The sequence below is a fragment of the Diaphorobacter sp. B2A2W2 genome (genome assembly GCF_056730635.1).
In genome coordinates, this window is the sequence record NZ_JBWZOR010000002.1 from 533557 (window position 1) to 550280 (window position 16724).

Below are 16724 nucleotides of genomic sequence, written 5' to 3' on the forward strand. Positions count from 1 at the left end.
TATGTTGCAGAAATGGGCCGCAGCGCTTGATGGACAAGCGCTGTATGCTATTTAATCAATAGCGTAAGTCCGTTGACGGAAACATGCCGCGCCCTGCGGGCAGTGGTTACCCGTGCGCGATGCGCGCGGCGATGGCCTCGCCCACTTGCGTGGTGCTTGCCGCACCGCCCAGGTCTGGCGTGCGCGGGCCGCTTTTGATGATCTCTTCGATGGCCGCAACGATGGCATCGTGGGCCTGCCGCCCCGCGCCTTGGCCGTGGGTCAGGAAGTCCAGCATCAGCGCGCCAGACCAGATCATCGCGATCGGGTTGGCGATGTTCTGGCCGTAGATGTCGGGCGCCGAGCCGTGCACGGGCTCGAACAGGCTGGGGAAGGTGCGCTCGGGGTTCAGGTTGGCCGATGGCGCCAGGCCGATGGTGCCGGTGGTGGCGGGCCCCAGGTCGGAGAGGATGTCGCCGAACAGGTTGGTGGCGGCCACCACGTCGAAGCGCCCCGGCTGCAGCACGAAGCGCGCGGTGAGGATGTCGATGTGCTGCTTGTCCAGCGTGACTTCGGGGTAGCCCTTGGCGACATCGTCGGCGCGCTGGTCCCACCAGGGCATGCTGATGGCGATGCCGTTGCTTTTGGTGGCCAGCGTCACGTGCTTGCGCGGGCGGCTTTGCGCCAGGTCGAAAGCGAACTTCAGCAGGCGGTTGGCGCCGTGGCGCGAGTAGACCGACTCCTGGATCACGATCTCGCGGTCCGTGCCCTCGTACATGATGCCGCCCAGCGACGTGTATTCACCCTCGGTGTTCTCGCGCACCACGTAGTAGTCGATATCGCCGGGCTTGCGGCCGGCCAGCGGGCAGGGCACGCCCTCGAACAGACGCACGGGGCGCAGGTTGATGTACTGGTCGAACTCGCGGCGGAACTTCAGCAGCGAACCCCACAGCGAGATGTGATCGGGTACGGTCGCCGGCCAGCCCACGGCGCCGAAGAAGATCGCATCCATGCCCGACAGCTGCGCCTTCCAGTCGGCAGGCATCATCTGGCCGTGCTGGGCGTAATAGTCGCAATGCGCCCAGTCGAAGGTGTGCAGTTCCAGGTTCAGGCCGAAGCGCCGGGCGGCGGCCTGCACGGCGCGCAGGCCTTCGGGCATGACTTCCTTGCCGATGCCGTCTCCGGCGATCACGGCGATCTTGTGGGTGCGTTGCTGCTGCATGGGTGGCTTTTCAAACGATGTAAGCCCGCCATTGTTCACCGAGGAGAGCGTCTGTTCAATGCGCATCCGTGTCTGCGTCTTTCGTGACGTTGACAGGACGTTTGCCGCCGCTGCGCACGGAATGGCGGGGGAAGCCCAACACGGGGCCATGCCCCGCGCAGCCCAGCGGTCTGCCAGCAGTCAGGTCTGTGGGTGTCCAAGCGGCTGTTGAGCGGGGTGTGTGCGGCGCAGCAGAAACGATAGCTGCCAGCGCTTGCCAGCGAATGGATTCAATGCCAAATTGGCATTGAACCGTTACGGATCAAGCGCAAGAAGCTATGAATAGCATAGCGAAATTAACTGGCCAGTGCGGCCTTCACGGCGGCCGACACCTGGCCCATGTCGGCCTTGCCGGACAGGCGGGTCTTGACCACGCCCATCACCTTGCCCATGTCGCCGGGGCCCACCGTCTTGCCCAGTTCTGCGCCGACTTCGGCCACGATGGCCTTCACGGCGGCAGCCACTTCGTCGGCCGACATGCGTTCGGGCAGGTAGGCCTGCAGCACGGCCATTTCGGCCTTTTCCTTGTCGGCCAGGTCCTGGCGGCCCGCGCCCTCGAAGGCGGTGATGCTGTCCTTGCGCTGCTTGATCAGCTTGTCCACGATGGCCACGATGGCCGCGTCATCCAGCGTGATGCGCTCGTCCACTTCCTTTTGCTTCATGGCGGCCTGCAGCAGGCGGATGGTGCCCAGGCGCTCGCTGTCCTTGGCGCGCATGGCGGTTTTCATGTCTTCGGTGATCTGGTCCTTGAGGCTCATGGTGTTTCTCCAGTCAAACGGTGTAGAAAACAAAAAACCCGCGCTTGGCGTCCCTAGCGCGGGTTTTGTGGCGTCTGGTATCAACGCCGGGCTGTGCTTAGTACAGCTTCTTGGGCAGCTGCATGCTGCGCACGCGCTTGTAGTGGCGCTTCACGGCGGCAGCCTTCTTGCGCTTGCGCTCGGCGGTGGGCTTCTCGTAGAACTCACGGGCGCGCAGGTCGGTCAGCAGACCCAGCTTTTCGATGGTGCGCTTGAAGCGGCGCAGGGCCACGTCAAAGGGTTCGTTTTCTTTTACACGAATGGTCGTCATTAGCTAATGTTTTCCAATAGGTGCCGCTAGCGGGTTTTCGGGAAGATCGGGCCCAAAAGCCATATACGGCGGTTTTCCCCGTCTGTAACTAGTATCCGGCCGACGGGGTCATGCCAGCAGAGCCGAGCATTATAACGGCTCTGCGCTGCCGGGCAAGCGGCTGCCCGGCGCGGGGTTGGGCACAGTCCGCGGCGCATGGCAGGCACGCGAGTCGGCGGGTGCCTGGTCACGTGCATGCAGGCCGTAGTCGCGCTGCACGGTGGCCACGCGCAGCCGGTAGTCGGCAAACACGCCTGCGCGGCCCGCCGCCTGGGCCTGGCGGTGCTGCGGCAACGCGCGCCAGCGGGCCACGGCCTCTTCGTCGCGCCAGAAGCTCAGCGACAGCAGCTTGCCGGGCGTGGACAGGCTCTCGAAGCGCTCCACGGAGATGAAGCCGTCGATGGCCTGCAGCGCGGCGCGCAGGTCCGCCGCCAGGTCCAGGTAGGCCTGGCGGCCGTCGCTGCTCGGCTGCACTTCAAAGATGACGGCGATCATGGCTGGGCCTGCGTGTTGATGGGCGATGCGGGGCGCACGAGGGTGCCCGCCACTGCCTCGGTGAAGCTGCGTTCCTCGCGCAGGATGAAGCGCTGGCGCTGCGCCAGCTCGAAGTTGGCGCGGCCCTCGGGGTCGGCCTTGAGCCGGGCGCGGTAGGCCTCGTAGTCGGCCAGGCTGGCGAAGGCGATCAGGCCCCAGGCCTCGTAATTGGTGCCCTCGCTGGGCAGAAAGTAGCCCAGCAGGTGGCCGCCGCAGCGCGGGATGATGCGCCCCCAGGCTTCGGCATAGGCGCGGAAGGCCTCGCGCTGAAAAGGGTCGATCTCGTAGCGGATGAAACAGGTGATGGGCATGGCGTGCTCCTGTGGTGGGTGGATGCGTCCATGGTGCCGGCCGTCGCACGGCCGATGTTTCGTCCTGGAGCGAAGCGTGCGCCGGGCTGGCTGCGGCACACTGCGCGCATGAACACCAACCAGATTGCGCATGTCGCGGCCCTGGTGGGCGAGCCGGCACGCACCGCCATGCTGGTCGCGCTGATGGACGGACGCGCCCTCACGGCACGTGAATTGGCCGAGGCCGGGCGCGTGTCTGCCGCCACGGCCAGCCGCCACCTGGGCCTGTTGGTGGAGGCGGGGCTGCTGGTGCTGGAACGCCAGGGGCGCCATCGGTACCACCGCCTGGCTTCGCCCGAGGTGGCGCATTTGCTGGAAGGGCTGATGCAGCTGGCCGTGCGGCAGGCGACGGCGTCGCGGCCCGTGGTCGTGGGCCCGCGCGACGCGGCGCTGCGCCAGGCGCGTACCTGCTATGACCATATTGCCGGCCGCCTGGGCGTGGCCATCGCCGCGCACCTGTTGGAGGAGGGCGCCATCGTCTTCGATGACGATGCGGGTGGGCGGGTGACCGGCCGGGCGCAGGCTGTGCTGGCACCGCTGGGGCTGGCCGCGCAGGACGCACTGGCCGCGGGCGCCGCGCGGCGCCCGCCATGCCGGCCCTGTCTGGACTGGAGTGAGCGCCGCCCCCACATGGCCGGGCGCCTGGGGGCGCTGCTGTGCGTGCATTGCCTGGAGCGCGGCTGGTTGCGGCGCGCGCAGGCATCGCGCGCGCTGGAGATCACGCCGCCCGGCGTGGTGGCGCTGCGCAACTGGCTGGGCGTGGTGCGCTGGGGCGAGGTGACCGGCTGACTGGGGATGCGCTGGCCTGACGGCAAGCCGCTGCCCGCCCGAAGCGGCGAGCCGGTAAACCCCTGATGCGGGTGCAGGGACCGCATGCGGGTTTGGCGGATTTTTAAAAGATTCATAACATATGAATATTAAAAACTCCGCCCCACGGTCATGTCCTCACAACCCGCCATCCTCGACGCGCCCGTCGCCGGTCGCGAGGCGTCGCAGGCGCCCGCACTGGAGCAGGCGCTGCAGCGCCCGTACCAGCACGGTTTCGTCACCGACGTCGAGTCCGATTCCCTGCCGCCGGGCCTGGACGAGGACACCATCCGCGCCATCTCGCGCAAGAAGCGCGAGCCGCAGTTTTTGCTGGACTGGCGGCTGGCGGCGTTTGAGCGCTGGCGTGCGATGGAGCTGCCCGACTGGGCGCACCTGAAGATCGAGCCCATCGATTTTCAGGCGCTGAGCTACTACTCGGCACCCAAGTCGCTCAAGAACGCACCCAAGAGCCTGGACGAGGTGGACCCCAAGCTGCTGGAGACCTACGAGAAGCTCAACGTGCCGCTGCACGAGCGCGCCCGCCTGGCCGGCGTGGCGGTGGACGCAGTGTTCGACTCGGTCTCGGTGGGCACCACCTTCCGCGAGCAGTTGGCCGAAGTGGGCGTGATCTTCTGCTCGTTCTCGCATGCGGTGCAGAACCACCCGGAGCTGGTCGAGAAATACTTGGGGACCGTGGTGCCGCAGGGCGACAACTTCTATGCCGCGCTGAACTCGGCGGTGTTTTCCGATGGCTCCTTTGTCTACATTCCCAAGGGCGTGAAGTGCCCCATGGAGCTGTCGTCCTACTTCCGCATCAACGCGCAGAACACGGGGCAGTTCGAGCGCACGCTGATCATTGCCGAAGAGGGCAGTTCGGTCAGCTATCTGGAAGGCTGCACCGCCCCGCAGCGCGACGAGAACCAGTTGCACGCCGCCGTGGTGGAGTTGATCGCCCACGACGACGCGTTCATCAAGTACTCCACGGTGCAGAACTGGTACCCCGGCGACGAGAACGGCGTGGGCGGCATCTACAACTTCGTGACCAAGCGCGGCCTGGCGGCCGGCAGGCGCTCGCGCATCGCCTGGACGCAGATCGAGACTGGCTCGGCCATCACCTGGAAGTACCCCAGCGTGGTGCTGCGCGGCGACGAATCGAACGGCGAGTTCCACTCCATCGCCGTGTCCAACCACTTCCAGCAGGCGGACACCGGCACCAAAATGATCCACCTGGGCAAGAACACCACCAGCCGCATCGTCTCCAAGGGCATCAGCGCGGGCCACGCGCACAACAGCTACCGCGGCCTGGTGCGCGTGAACCCCGGCGCCGCCGGCGCGCGCAACCACACGCAGTGCGACTCGCTGCTCATCGGGCCCGACTGCGGCGCCCACACCTTCCCTTACGTGGACACCGCGCGCAGCGATGCCGTGGTGGAGCACGAGGCCACCACCACGCGCATCTCGGAGGAGCGCCTGTTCTATTGCCAGCAGCGTGGCATCGACCCGCAGGAGGCCACGGCCCTCATCGTCGGCGGCTTTTGCCAGGCGGTGCTGGAAGAGTTGCCCATGGAATTCGCGCTGGAAGCCAAGGCGCTGCTTGCCGTGTCGCTGGAAGGCGCGGTGGGCTGAGATCACAAGATTTGAATAAAAACGGCATCCAGCCCTTATCCATCCAGCGCGAATAGCTATCAAATTAATAGGAAACCCACATGACCTCCACCACTCCTTTGCTGCAAGTGCGCGACCTGCGTGTGCGCGTTGGCGAGCGCACCGTGCTGCAATCGGTCTCGCTGGACGTGCCCGCCGGCGCGCTCGTCGTGCTGATGGGCGCCAACGGCAGCGGCAAGAGCACGCTGGGCATGGCGCTGGCCGGCCACCCGAGTTACCAGGTGCAGGACGGCCAGGCGCTGCTGGACGGGCAGGACCTGCTGCAGCTGCCCGCGCATGAGCGCGCCCGCGCGGGGCTGTTCGTGTCCTTCCAGTCGCCGCCCGATGTGCCCGGCGTGAAGAACAATCTGTTCATCCGCACCGCGCTGAATGCCGTGCACGAGGCGCGCGGCCAGCAGCCACTGGACGCGTTCGACTTCCTGGCCAGCGCCAAGCAGGCCGCCCACGAACTGGGGTTGCCCCAGGCCATGCTGGGCCGCCCGGTGAACGAAGGTTTTTCCGGCGGCGAGCGCAAGCGCAATGAACTGCTGCAGCTGGCCCTGCTGCAACCGCGCCTGGCGCTGCTGGACGAAATCGACTCGGGCATGGACGTGGACGGCGTGCGCGCCGTGGTCGCGTTGGTGCAGAAACTGCGCGAACAGGGCACGGCCTTCATCGTCGTATCGCACTACCTGCACCTGATCGAGCAGCTGCAGCCCGACACCGTGCTGCGCCTGGACCAGGGCCGTATCGCCGAGACGGGCGACGTGGAGCTGGCGCGGCGCATCGCCCGCACGGGCTTTGCGCGCCAACCTGCCACGGCGGAGGCATGACACCATGAACAGCGCACAAGCCGACATGCACGCCGCGCGCGAGCGCCTGCAGACGCAGGGCTGGATTGCCCGGCGCAGCGAAGCCTTTCACCACCTGCCCCCACCCGCGCTGCAGGACTGGCTGGGAACGCAGGCCGGGGTCGTCGATGAGCCCTCGTTGCCCGCGGGTGCGGGCTGGACGCTGCGCCTGCCCCACGCACAGGCGGCCACCAGCGTCCACGCGCGTTGGCTGGACGCCCTGGACCCGGCGCAGCGCGCCGAGTTGATGGCAGGCCTGCCGTCGCCAGAGTCCGGCAGTGGGGATGGGGCCGCCGCCCCCTTCGCCTGGGCGCACCGCGCCCTGTGCCGCCGGGGCCTGCGCCTGCGCGTGGCCGCCACGCCGGGCCGTGAGCGCGAGCCTGTGTGCCTGGAGCTGCACCACCAGCCCGGCGCCGCGGCCGAGGCGCCCTTGCTGGTGCTGGACGTGGAAGCCGGCGTGCAGTGCGTTCTGATCGAAACCCATGAGCGGCCTGCCGCAGACGGTCTGTCGACCGTGGCGCAAAACCTGCACGCCCACATCCGTCTGGCGCAGGGGGCACAGCTGCAACACCTGCGCGTCGCTGCGCCGTTGGCCGACGACCGCGTGGCGCACCACCTGCAGGTCCATGTGGCGGCAGGTGCCGCTTATGCCCAGGCGCTGGTTGCCACGGGCGCCAGCTACCACCTGCAACGCAGCCACATCACGCTGCAGGGCGCGGGCGCCAGCGCGCGGCAGGCCGCGTTGCTGCTGTTGGCGGACGGCAAGCTGGACCAGCAGACGTACACCGACCTGCAAGCTGCTCAGGCCGTGAGCCAGGTCGAGACCCTGGCCCTGGCCCAGGGCCGCGCCCACGCGGTGGCGAATGCCTATACGCGCATCGCGCCCGGCAGTGACGGGGCCGATGTGCGCCAGCGCCTGGCCGGGGTGCCGCTGGCGGGCCAGCCACGTTTGATCCTGCGCCCGCACCTGGAGATCCTGCACGACAACGTGCAGGCCGCGCACGGCGCTACCTGGGGCGCGTTGCCCGAGGATGCGCTGTTCTACGCCCGCCAGCGCGGGTTGGATGACGCGGCTGCGCGCGCGCTCATCATCGAAGGCATGGCCCAAGCGTTGCTTGATCGATGCCTGGGGGCCGAGGGGGACGGCATGCTGGCGCAGTGGCTGCAGAGCGGCTGGCTGGCCGGTGCGATCGCCCGGCTGCAGCCCACAGCCGAGGAGGCACACCATGGGTAAACCACATCCTTTGTTGCACACCGGCGGCCTGCCGGTGCAGGCACTGCGCGCGCAGTTTCCGGTGCTGGCGCAGCGCATCCACGGCCAGCCCCTGGCCTATCTGGACAACGCCGCCACCACGCAGATGCCGCTGGCGGTGCAGGAAGCCATGCAGCGCTTCGAACGCCAGGACCGCGCCAACATTCACCGCGGCGTGCACACGCTGAGCCAGCGCGCCACCGACGCTTTTGAAGAGGCGCGTGCCACGCTCAAGCGCTTCATCGGCGCGGGCACGCAGCATGAACTGGTCTTCACCAGCGGCACGACCGAGGCGCTGAACCTCGTCGCCCAAGGGTTGTGGGCAGCGGGGCCGGGCAAGGCCTGGCTGCGCCCCGGCGACCGCATCATCGTGAGCGGGCTGGAGCACCATGCCAACCTGGTGCCCTGGCAGCAGGCCGCGCGCATGAGCGGGTCGGAACTGGTCGTTCTCCAGCCCGACGCTCAGGGGCGCGTGCATGAGGCCGATCTGACGCCATTGCTCACACCCAACACCCGTGTGCTGGCACTCACGGCGTGCGCCAATGCCACGGGCGAGCGTCCTCCGTATGAGGCACTGCTGGCCATGGCACGCGCGGCCGGCGCCCTCACGGTGCTGGATGCCGCGCAGGCGGTGGGCCATGCCATGCCCGCGCTGGCGGAACTGGAGGCGGACTTCATGGCCTTCTCCGGCCACAAGATGTACGGGCCCATGGGCACCGGGGCATTGGCCGGCCGGCGCGACGCGCTGGAGTGGTTGTACCCGCTGCGCCTGGGGGGTGACATGGTGGAGTGGGTGAGCTACACCGCTGCGGGCTATGCGGCGCTGCCCGCGCGGCTGGAAGGCGGCACGCCCAACGTGGCCGGGGCCGTTGGCCTGGCGGCGGCGGCGCGCTTCATCGATGGTATCGGCCGAGAGGCCATTGACCTGCACGTGCAGGCCCTGCGCGCGCAGGCGCTGGCGGGCTTGTCGGCGTTGGAGGGGGTGACGGTGCTCGCCCCGCATGCCACGCAGGCGTCGCTGGTGTCGTTCGTGGCGCGCGACGTGCACCCGCACGACATCGGCACGCTGCTGGACGAGCGCGGCATCGCCGTGCGCACGGGCCACCACTGCGCCCAGCCGCTGCAGGAGCACCTGGGGCTGGGGCCGACCACGCGCGCATCGTTCGCGCTGTACAACAGCCATGAGGAGGTCGAGCGCTTGATCGCCGGCGTGGCCCAGGCGCTGGAGGTCATGCGATGACTGGATTTACCGGCAACGCCGAGAACGAGCTGTACCAGGAAGTGGTGCTGGAGCACAAGCGCGCACCGCGCAACTTCGGCCATCTGCCGCAGCCCACGCACCAGGCGCAGGGCACCAACCCGTCGTGTGGCGACCGCATTGCCGTGGAGCTGCAGCTGCAGCAAGGGCGCGTGCAGGACATCCGCTTCACCGGCCAGGGGTGCGCGATCTGCATGGCCTCTACCTCGATGATGACCGAGGCCGTGAAGGGCAAGGAGGTTGCCGCCGCGCAGGCGCTGCAGCAGCACTTTCGTGCGGTGCTGACGGGAGAGGAGGCGCCTGAGGATGCCCCGCTGGGCAAGCTGGTCAGCCTGGCCGGCGTGCGCCAGTACCCCAGCCGCATCAAGTGCGCCCTGCTGGGCTGGCATGCGCTGATGCATGCGATTGCCGACAACGGCAACGGCCAGAGTGTGAGTACCGAGGAGGAAAGAGCATGACCTACCGCCGCCATCGCGAGGATGTGCTGGTGCGCCGCAGCGTGACCGTGGAGGCAATTCCCAGCGGTGAGCCGATCGAACTGGAGGCCGGGCAACTGGCGCAGATCACGCAGGCGCTGGGTTCGTCCTTCACGCTGCTGGTCGAAGGCCAGCTCATGCGGCTGAAGGGCGTGGATGCCGACGCCATCGGCAAGACGCCGCCCGAGACCATCACTGCGCCCGCGGACCTGCCCATCGAGGAACTGGAGCCGCTGGTGTGGGAGACGCTGCGCACCTGCTACGACCCGGAGATCCCGGTGAACATCGTGGACCTGGGCCTGGTGTACCGGCTGGCTTTCGAGCCCTTGCCCGACGATGCCCACAAGGTGCGCGCGCTGGTGGACATGACGCTCACCGCCCCCGGCTGCGGCATGGGCGAAGCGATTGCCGACGAGGTGTGCGACAAGCTGCTGGCCCTGCCGCGCGTGGGCGAGATCACGGTGAATCTGGTGTTTGACCCGCCCTGGGACCGCTCCATGATGAGCGAGGAGGCGCAGTTGGCGCTGGGGCTGTGAAGCAGGGACGATCAAAAAGGGGCAGGTGATACCTGCCCCTTTTGCTTTGGTTGAGTGGCTTTGCCGATCAGCCGCAGCAAGCACCGCCCGAGCAGCAGGAGTCTTCAGCCTCTGCGGCGGCCTGGGTCTTGGATGCCAGTTTGGTGATTTCGATCTGCCACTGGCGGGGGCCTGCCTCCAGGTACGCCCACTGGAACTGGCCGGGTGCACGGCCTTCCAGTTGCATGCGCAGCGGCACGGGGTCGTGGTCGTTCACGATCTGCAGCGACTCGCCCGCGCCCAGCGCGTCCAGGCGGCCAAAGATTTGCGCATGGCGCTCATAAGGAGCGATGGTGCGTACGTCGATCACGGAAACGGTGTTGCTCATGGTTCAACCTTTCGGGTGTGTGTAAAAAAAGGGGGGAGGGAGCAGTTGTGAGGCATGGGCCGGCATCAGCCGTCCTTGCCGTCCAGACGGGTGCGCATCAGCCAGGGTGTGTAGATCACGAGGTAGATCGCGAAGGCGATGGCCCACAGGCAGGCGGCGCCTTCCAGCGCATAGGCGTACCACGCGGGTTGCACGGCGGGCACCAGCACGCGCAGCACGGCGGCCAGCATCACCAGGGCATAGGCCACCACCTCGCCGCGCGAGGGCTGCAGCGGCCGGCCCGTATGGCCGCGCGCGGTGCGCGTGACCATGCCGATGATCAGCCCGCCGATCACGCCCACGGCAAAGGCATGCACGGCCAGCGACGGTACGACCCAGCCCAGTTGCGCCAGCGCCAGCAGCACGAAGCCCAGGGGCAGCCATGCGTACGAAGCGTGCAGGATCCAGAGGATGGGGCGCTTGAACGTGACCTGCGGATGCCACTTCCACAGCCGCACCGCATGCATCACGCCCGCCGCGAGGCTGGCCACCAGCACCACCGGCGCGGGCGCTGCGAACACCCACAGCGCCAGCGCCACGGCCGTGACGGCCAGCAGCGACAGCTCGAACTTGCGCGGCATGTTGATGACCAGGCCGGGCGTCACGTTGCGCGTGAACATGGGCACCACGCGGCCGGTGATCACGCTCACCACCATGAGGATCAGCGCCAGCTCGGCATACAGCGCGCTCACGGCTGGCACCGCCACGATGCCCAGCACCGAAAGATGGAACACCAGGTTGGCCGCAGCCATCAGCAGCAACAGGCAGATCAGCGGAATGTTGCGGTTGTTGCCGGCCTTGATCAGCACGCGCAGCAGCACGGCGGCCACGGCCGGCAGCAGCAGCATGTCCAGCGTGGCATAGACGGCGTAGGGCGCCACCAGCGAAGCCAGCCGCGCGGCCAGCCACAGCAGGGCCAGCGCGCCCAGCAGCGGACCACGGGCCGTCTCCAGGCCGGTCCAGGCCTTGACGGCGGTGAGCAGAAAGCCCACCACCACGCCTGCGGCGAAGCCGAACAGCATCTCGTGCGCGTGCCACAGCAAAGGTGACATCGGCAACGGCACCTGGATGCGGCCCAGAAAGATCGCTATCCACAGCGGCACCGCCAGACAGGCCAGCAGGGCCGTGCCCAGGTAGAAGGGCCGAAACCCCAGTCGCAGCAAAGGCCAGCCTTGCAGCGGAGCGGCGGACTGGGCCGGGCGGGAGGCGGAGACGAGCGGGGGCAGGGACATGGCGGGCCTTTGGCAGGGCGGTTTTCTTAAGATTCATTTTACATGAATATTAAAAATCGGCCAGAAGTTCGCGCGCAGACGGCCCCTAGAGACGGAGGGCGTTCAGTGGAGCGGCAGAGCCTGGGCGCAGGCGTGGGCGCTGGCCCAGGCCCATTGGAAGTTGTAGCCGCCCAGCCAGCCGGTGATGTCTACCACCTCGCCGATAAAGTACAGGCCCGGCTGGGCCTTGCATTCCATGGTCTGCTGCGACAGGGCGCGCGTGTCCACGCCGCCCAGCGTCACCTCGGCCTTCTTGTAGCCTTCGGTGCCCGTGGGGGTGAGCTCCCAGCGCGCCAGCCGCTCGGCCAACCGCGCCAGGGCCTTGTCCGCGGCTTCGTTGATGGGGCGCTGCCAGTCCGCGCTCTGGCTGGCCCAGGCGTCGGCCAGACGGCTGGGCACGAGCGCGGCCAGTTCGTTGGCGATCAGCTTGCGCGAGCGCACCTTGGCCTGGGCCAGTGCGGCCGGCAGGTCCACGCCCGGGGCGAGGTTGATGGTCAGCGGCGTGCCCGGCTGCCAGTAGCTGGAGATCTGCAGCACGGCCGGGCCCGACAGCCCGCGGTGCGTGAACAGCAGGTCTTCCACGAAGGCCATGCGTTCCTTCTTGGCGCCGGTGCTGATCTCCACCGCCAGTGCCAGCCCGGCGAGCTGCGCGTAGGGCGCCCAGGCCTGGCCGTCGAAGGTCAGCGGCACCAGGCCGGGGCGCTGCGCCGCCAGCGGCAGTCCGAACTGCTGCGCCAGCCGGTAGCCGAAGTCCGTGGCACCGATCTTGGGGATGGACAGCCCGCCCGTCGCCACCACCAGGCTGCGCGCTTGCACCGGACCGCGATCGGTATCGATTTGATAGCTGCCAGCGCTTGTGCCGCCTGCCTCATCGGCCAAAAAGACCACATTCTTGACGCCGCAGGGCTGCCAGCGCTCCACGCGCCCCTGGGCGCATTCGGCCAGCAGCATGGCGATGATGTCCTCGGCCGAGCGGTCGGCAAACAGCTGGCCCTTGTGCTTCTCGTGGTAGGCGATGCCGTGGCGCTCCACCAGCGCGATGAAGTCCGCCGGCGTGTAGCGCGACAGCGCGGAGCGGCAGAACTGCGCGTTCTGCCCCACGAAGTGCTTGTGCGGCGCGCGCACGTCCAGGTCGCGGTTGGTGAAGTTGCAGCGCCCACCGCCCGAGATGCGGACCTTCTCGGCCACCTTGTCCGCATGGTCGACGAGCAGCACCTTGAGCCCGCGCTGGCCCGCCTGGGCGGCGCAGAACAGGCCGGCGGCGCCGGCGCCGATGATGACGGCATCAAAGAAGGGTGTGGACACGGGCAGCAACCTGGCGGGCAAAGCCGCCGATTGTCGCGTACGGGCTCCGAGGCCGTGCAGTGCAGGCAGTTCAGTGCATGTAGTTGCCGTCGGGCCCAATCACGGCAATGTCCACATAGCTGGAGCCATTGCGATTCTGCGCACTGTACTGGTAGGTGTAGCCGCCCAGGTCCACCTTGTGCAGCCCTTCCAGGGTCGCGGCCAGCGACGCCCCCGTCACCGAAGGGCCCGCGGCGCGCAGGCCTTCAATGAGGATGCGCGCGTCCAGGTAGCCCCTGAAACGGTCGTAGTCCACGGGGTGGCCGTGGCGCTTCATGGACGCCTGGAACTCGCGCGCCACGGCGGTGGTCAGCCGCGTGGGCGGCGGCGTGGTGCGCGCCACGGCCAGCCCGCGCGCGTCACTGCCCAGCGCGCGGATGACCTGCGCACCCGCGCCCAGCGACAGCGTGTACACCGGCACGCCGAGGTGCGCCTTGTTGGCGCGCACGTAGGCCACCACGGGTGGGCCCGCGGCAATCATCACCACGGCTTGCGGCCGCAGGGCCGCCAGGGCCTTGGCGGCGGCCTCGGCGTCCTGGCCGCTGCTGTGCATGGCATGGGCGCCCACGAAGGTGCCGCCCTCGGCCGTGATGGCCTTCTCGACCAAGGGCAGCGCGAGCTTGCCGAAGTCGTTGTTCTCGTAGGCGACGCCGATGCGCGTGGTCTGAATGGCCACGAGGTTGCGCACGATCTTCACCAGCTCGTCCGCGTAGCTGGCGCTGGTGGTGAACAGGTAGGGGCTGCGCGCGCCGTGCACCGCGGGGCTGCCGGTGTAGACGGCCACCAGCGGCGTGCGCGCCTGCGCCAGGTAGGGCAGCAGCGCCAGCACCTGCGAGGTGCCGGCCTGGCCGAACAGCGCGACCACGCCGCTGTCCTGCACGAGTCTGCGGGCGTTGTCCAGGGCGAGCGCGGCGTCGAACTTGTCGTCCAGGGACACGAGCTGCACCTTGCGCCCTGCGACGCCGCCGGCCTCGTTGAAGTCCGCCAGGGCGGCCTCCTGCCCCTCGTGCACCGGCGTGAGGAACGGCGCCATGGGGCCCGACAGGGCCGAGGAGCGCCCGATGAGGATGGCTGCCTTGGCGTCTGCCGAGCGCTGCTGGGCCAGCGCCGGCCACGCGAGCGCACAGGCACTCGCGCACAGCGACTGCAGCAGCCGCCTGCGCGGCGCACAAGGGTGGACGATGAACGGCGTGGTCATGAGAGCTCCCTGCTTTTTGTATTGGGCTGGCGCTGCACCGCCATGGGCAGCGCAGGGGCCATGCTAGGAACGCCGGCGCACGCGCCCACTGGGGGAAACCAAGAAACCGTGACGCGGGTGTGACACGGGGCGTGGCGGGTGAAGGCACGTGCTCCGGCCCCGCACGGTCGGCGTAAACACGCTCTAATACCGCCATGCACCTTCCCGCGCACCAACTCAGCATGACCGTGCTCATGTCGCCCGACATGGCCAACTTCTCCGGCAACGTCCACGGCGGCGCCATCCTCAAGCTGCTGGACCAGGTGGCCTATGCCTGCGCCAGCCGCTATTCGGGCAGCTACGTGGTCACGCTGAGCGTGGACCAGGTGATGTTCCTGCAGCCCATCCACGTGGGCGAACTGGTGACCTTCCTGGCCAGCGTCAACCACACGGGCACGTCGTCCATGGAGATCGGCATCAAGGTGGTGGCCGAGAACATCCGCACCCAGGTGGTGCGGCATGTGAACAGCTGTTTCTTCTCGATGGTGGCAGTGGACGATGCGGGCAAACCCACCCCCGTGCCGCCGCTGGCCCCCACCAGCTACGACGAGCGCCGCCGCTGGGAGGCCGCGCTGCTGCGCAAGGCCCTGCGCAAGGAACAGGCCGAGCGCTTCGCGCAGATCCGCCAGGCGGCGCAGGCCAGCGCCGCCGGCTGAGCCGTCACACCGCCCGGCTGCGCGTGCCTGCTACCGGGGCGGCTGCATCTTCGCCGTGCGCCACGGCCTGGATGCCGCGTACCACGTCGCCGATCACGATCACCGAGGGGCTGGCCAGCCCCTCGCGGGTGATGGTGGACTGCAACTGGCCCAGCGTGGTCACCGCGTGGCGCTGCTGCGGCAGGCTCACATGCTGGATCACCACCGCCGGCGTGTGCGCAGGCAGGCCGGTGAGCAGTTCTTCCTGGATGTGGGCGCAGCCGGTCACACCCATGTAGATCACCAGGGTCAGGCGTGCATCGCGCGCGGTGGCGGCCAGCTGGCGCCAGTCGGTGCCTTGGTTCCCAGGCTTGTTGTGGCCCGTGATGAAGACCACGCCGTGCGCATGTTCGCGGTGGGTGAGCGGCGCGCCCAGCTGCGTCATGCCCGCCAGGCCGGCGGTGATGCCATTGACCACCTGCACCGGCACGCCCGCCGCGCGCAGGTGCTCCACTTCTTCGCCGCCCCGCCCAAAGATGAACGGATCGCCGCCCTTCAGGCGCACCACGGTCTCGCCCTCCTGCACGGCGGTGAGCATGAGCTTTTCGATGAACGCCTGGGGCGTGCTCTTGCAGCCGCCGCGCTTGCCCACATGCACGACGCGGGCGCCGGGGCGGGCCAGGGCGACGATGGCGTCGCTCACCAGGTCGTCCACCAGCAGCACGGTGGCGGCCTGGATGGCCTTCACCGCCTTGAGGGTGAGCAGCTCGGGGTCGCCGGGGCCGGCGCCCACCAGGGTGCAGCTGCCTGCATGGGCTGGAAGAGAAGGTGTGGTCATGACGAGGCCTGTGCAGTGATTTGACGGCTCAAGTGCAAGATATGTTCCACCTGCTGGCGCAGGGCAGGGGGCACGGGCGCGTCGCCCGCCAGCACGCGCCGGGTATAGGCGGCGGTGGTGGCCACGTCGATCTCGGTCGGCAGACCGGGCACTTCGGCGGCCGTGCCGGGCTGCTGGTCTTGCAGCAGTTGGTGCGTGCCGCCAATGAAGGCGTCGTAGCGCGGCGTGCGGCGCGGGTCGGCCGCCACCTCGCCCTCCAGCCCGCGCGACAGCAACGCGTGCGCGCCCAGCGTGGCAAAGGTGCCGCTCAGGATGTCGAAATATTCGGGGTGGGTGAAGCTGCTCACCACCAGCGCCGGGCCGGCGCAGGGGTTCATCAGCTTGGCCACGCTGTGCCCCGGTGTGCGCAGGCCGATCACCTCGCGCACCGCCAGCAGGCGCGCCAGCCCGGGCAGCAGCACCGCGGTGCCGATGTGCGCCACGCTGCCGGGTGCTATGGATTGAGGAGCTGTTAGCGCAGGTATATCCAGCGCTTCAAGCACATCTGATGCCAGAACGCGGCGCGCCTCGGTGCGCATGCCGTGCAGCAGCACGGGCAGGCCTTCGCGCGCCAGCAGCAGCGCCAGCAGCGGCGTGAGCACGGGCAGCTTGCGCGCGCCGTTGTAGCTGGGCAGCACGATGAGCGGCTGCCCGTTCGCACAGGCCGGTATGGCGGCGATGCGCGCATGCACCGCGTCCAGCAGGCCGCACATTTCCTCGGCGGTCTCGCCCTTGATGCGCATGGCCACGCAGAAGGCGCCGATCTCCAGATCGGTCACCTGGCCGTCGAGCACTTGCCCGAACAGGTCGGCGGCTTGCGCGCGGTCCAGTGCCTTGGCGCCGCGTGCGCCGCGGCCGATTTCCTTGATGTAGTGGCTGATGCCCATGGGGTATTGGCT

The 16724-nt window shown here is 68.5% G+C and carries 19 protein-coding genes; 8 read left to right on the plus strand and 11 right to left on the minus strand.

Annotated elements, in window-relative coordinates; translation table 11 throughout:
- Window positions 1-106: 106 nt before the first annotated feature.
- From AC1PPL_RS05790 to AC1PPL_RS05810, 5 genes are all read right to left on the minus strand, one after another.
- Window positions 107-1201 (minus strand): tartrate dehydrogenase, encoded by a 1095-nt coding sequence (locus AC1PPL_RS05790; protein ID WP_479972877.1) that lies wholly within the window; start codon window positions 1199-1201, stop codon window positions 107-109.
- Window positions 1202-1536: 335 nt separating this feature from the next.
- Window positions 1537-1998, minus strand: a complete 462-nt coding sequence (locus AC1PPL_RS05795) for a GatB/YqeY domain-containing protein (RefSeq protein ID WP_479972878.1) — start codon at window positions 1996-1998, stop codon at window positions 1537-1539.
- A 97-nt stretch (window positions 1999-2095) separates the two neighbouring features.
- Complete coding sequence (gene rpsU, locus AC1PPL_RS05800; RefSeq protein ID WP_007833691.1) at window positions 2096-2308, minus strand: 30S ribosomal protein S21; 213 nt, start codon at window positions 2306-2308, stop codon at window positions 2096-2098.
- 129 nt (window positions 2309-2437) lie between these two features.
- Complete coding sequence (locus AC1PPL_RS05805) at window positions 2438-2842, minus strand: antibiotic biosynthesis monooxygenase family protein (RefSeq protein WP_312131694.1); 405 nt, start codon at window positions 2840-2842, stop codon at window positions 2438-2440.
- A complete protein-coding gene (locus tag AC1PPL_RS05810; protein ID WP_479972879.1) occupies window positions 2839-3192 on the minus strand; it encodes an NIPSNAP family protein in 354 nt (117 codons plus the stop codon). The genes AC1PPL_RS05805 and AC1PPL_RS05810 overlap by 4 nt, the downstream gene beginning before the upstream one ends.
- 108 nt (window positions 3193-3300) lie before the next feature.
- On the opposite strand from AC1PPL_RS05810, the gene AC1PPL_RS05815 reads away from it, so the two are divergent.
- The 7 genes from AC1PPL_RS05815 (at window position 3301) to sufT (ending at window position 10055) form a co-directional block, all read left to right on the plus strand.
- The gene (locus tag AC1PPL_RS05815) at window positions 3301-4020 is read left to right on the plus strand and encodes an ArsR/SmtB family transcription factor (protein WP_374606628.1); all 720 of its coding nucleotides are present in this window, start codon (window positions 3301-3303) and stop codon (window positions 4018-4020) included.
- Window positions 4021-4170: 150 nt separating this feature from the next.
- Window positions 4171-5664 (plus strand): Fe-S cluster assembly protein SufB, encoded by a 1494-nt coding sequence (gene sufB / locus AC1PPL_RS05820; RefSeq protein ID WP_123676040.1) that lies wholly within the window; start codon window positions 4171-4173, stop codon window positions 5662-5664.
- Window positions 5665-5744: 80 nt separating this feature from the next.
- Window positions 5745-6515 carry a Fe-S cluster assembly ATPase SufC gene (gene sufC / locus AC1PPL_RS05825; protein WP_312792121.1) on the plus strand — a complete coding sequence of 257 codons (771 nt, stop codon included), beginning with the start codon at window positions 5745-5747 and terminating at the stop codon, window positions 6513-6515.
- A 4-nt stretch (window positions 6516-6519) separates the two neighbouring features.
- Window positions 6520-7767: a SufD family Fe-S cluster assembly protein gene (locus tag AC1PPL_RS05830; protein ID WP_479972880.1), complete on the plus strand. Its 1248-nt coding sequence runs from the start codon at window positions 6520-6522 to the stop codon at window positions 7765-7767.
- Window positions 7760-9025: an aminotransferase class V-fold PLP-dependent enzyme gene (locus AC1PPL_RS05835; RefSeq protein WP_479972881.1), complete on the plus strand. Its 1266-nt coding sequence runs from the start codon at window positions 7760-7762 to the stop codon at window positions 9023-9025. The genes AC1PPL_RS05830 and AC1PPL_RS05835 overlap by 8 nt, the downstream gene beginning before the upstream one ends.
- Window positions 9022-9501 (plus strand): Fe-S cluster assembly sulfur transfer protein SufU, encoded by a 480-nt coding sequence (gene sufU, locus AC1PPL_RS05840; RefSeq protein ID WP_312131018.1) that lies wholly within the window; start codon window positions 9022-9024, stop codon window positions 9499-9501. Before AC1PPL_RS05835 ends, sufU begins: the two co-directional genes overlap by 4 nt.
- Complete coding sequence (gene sufT, locus AC1PPL_RS05845) at window positions 9498-10055, plus strand: putative Fe-S cluster assembly protein SufT (protein ID WP_088886400.1); 558 nt, start codon at window positions 9498-9500, stop codon at window positions 10053-10055. The genes sufU and sufT overlap by 4 nt, the downstream gene beginning before the upstream one ends.
- A 67-nt stretch (window positions 10056-10122) precedes the next feature.
- On the opposite strand, the gene AC1PPL_RS05850 is transcribed toward sufT, so the two are convergent.
- The 4 genes from AC1PPL_RS05850 to AC1PPL_RS05865 form a co-directional block, all read right to left on the minus strand.
- On the minus strand, window positions 10123-10422 hold the full coding sequence (locus AC1PPL_RS05850) for a DUF2249 domain-containing protein (RefSeq protein WP_011806004.1): 300 nt from the start codon (window positions 10420-10422) through the stop codon (window positions 10123-10125).
- A 65-nt stretch (window positions 10423-10487) separates the two neighbouring features.
- A complete protein-coding gene (locus AC1PPL_RS05855) occupies window positions 10488-11693 on the minus strand; it encodes an NnrS family protein (RefSeq protein ID WP_479972882.1) in 1206 nt (401 codons plus the stop codon).
- Between the two features lie 102 nt (window positions 11694-11795).
- Entirely contained in the window at window positions 11796-13037 is a 1242-nt protein-coding gene (locus AC1PPL_RS05860) for a BaiN/RdsA family NAD(P)/FAD-dependent oxidoreductase (RefSeq protein WP_479972883.1), read from the minus strand.
- A 70-nt stretch (window positions 13038-13107) separates the two neighbouring features.
- Entirely contained in the window at window positions 13108-14274 is a 1167-nt protein-coding gene (locus AC1PPL_RS05865; protein WP_123676045.1) for an ABC transporter substrate-binding protein, read from the minus strand.
- 194 nt (window positions 14275-14468) lie between these two features.
- On the opposite strand from AC1PPL_RS05865, the gene AC1PPL_RS05870 reads away from it, so the two are divergent.
- Window positions 14469-14969: an acyl-CoA thioesterase gene (locus AC1PPL_RS05870; protein ID WP_011806000.1), complete on the plus strand. Its 501-nt coding sequence runs from the start codon at window positions 14469-14471 to the stop codon at window positions 14967-14969.
- 4 nt (window positions 14970-14973) lie between these two features.
- Here the strand turns inward: AC1PPL_RS05870 and cobA are convergent, their stop codons facing one another.
- Together cobA and ybiB are read right to left on the minus strand one after the other, a co-directional pair.
- Window positions 14974-15786 (minus strand): uroporphyrinogen-III C-methyltransferase, encoded by an 813-nt coding sequence (gene cobA / locus AC1PPL_RS05875; protein WP_287952640.1) that lies wholly within the window; start codon window positions 15784-15786, stop codon window positions 14974-14976.
- A complete protein-coding gene (gene ybiB, locus AC1PPL_RS05880; protein ID WP_123676047.1) occupies window positions 15783-16712 on the minus strand; it encodes a DNA-binding protein YbiB in 930 nt (309 codons plus the stop codon). Before ybiB ends, cobA begins: the two co-directional genes overlap by 4 nt.
- Window positions 16713-16724: the final 12 nt, after the last annotated feature.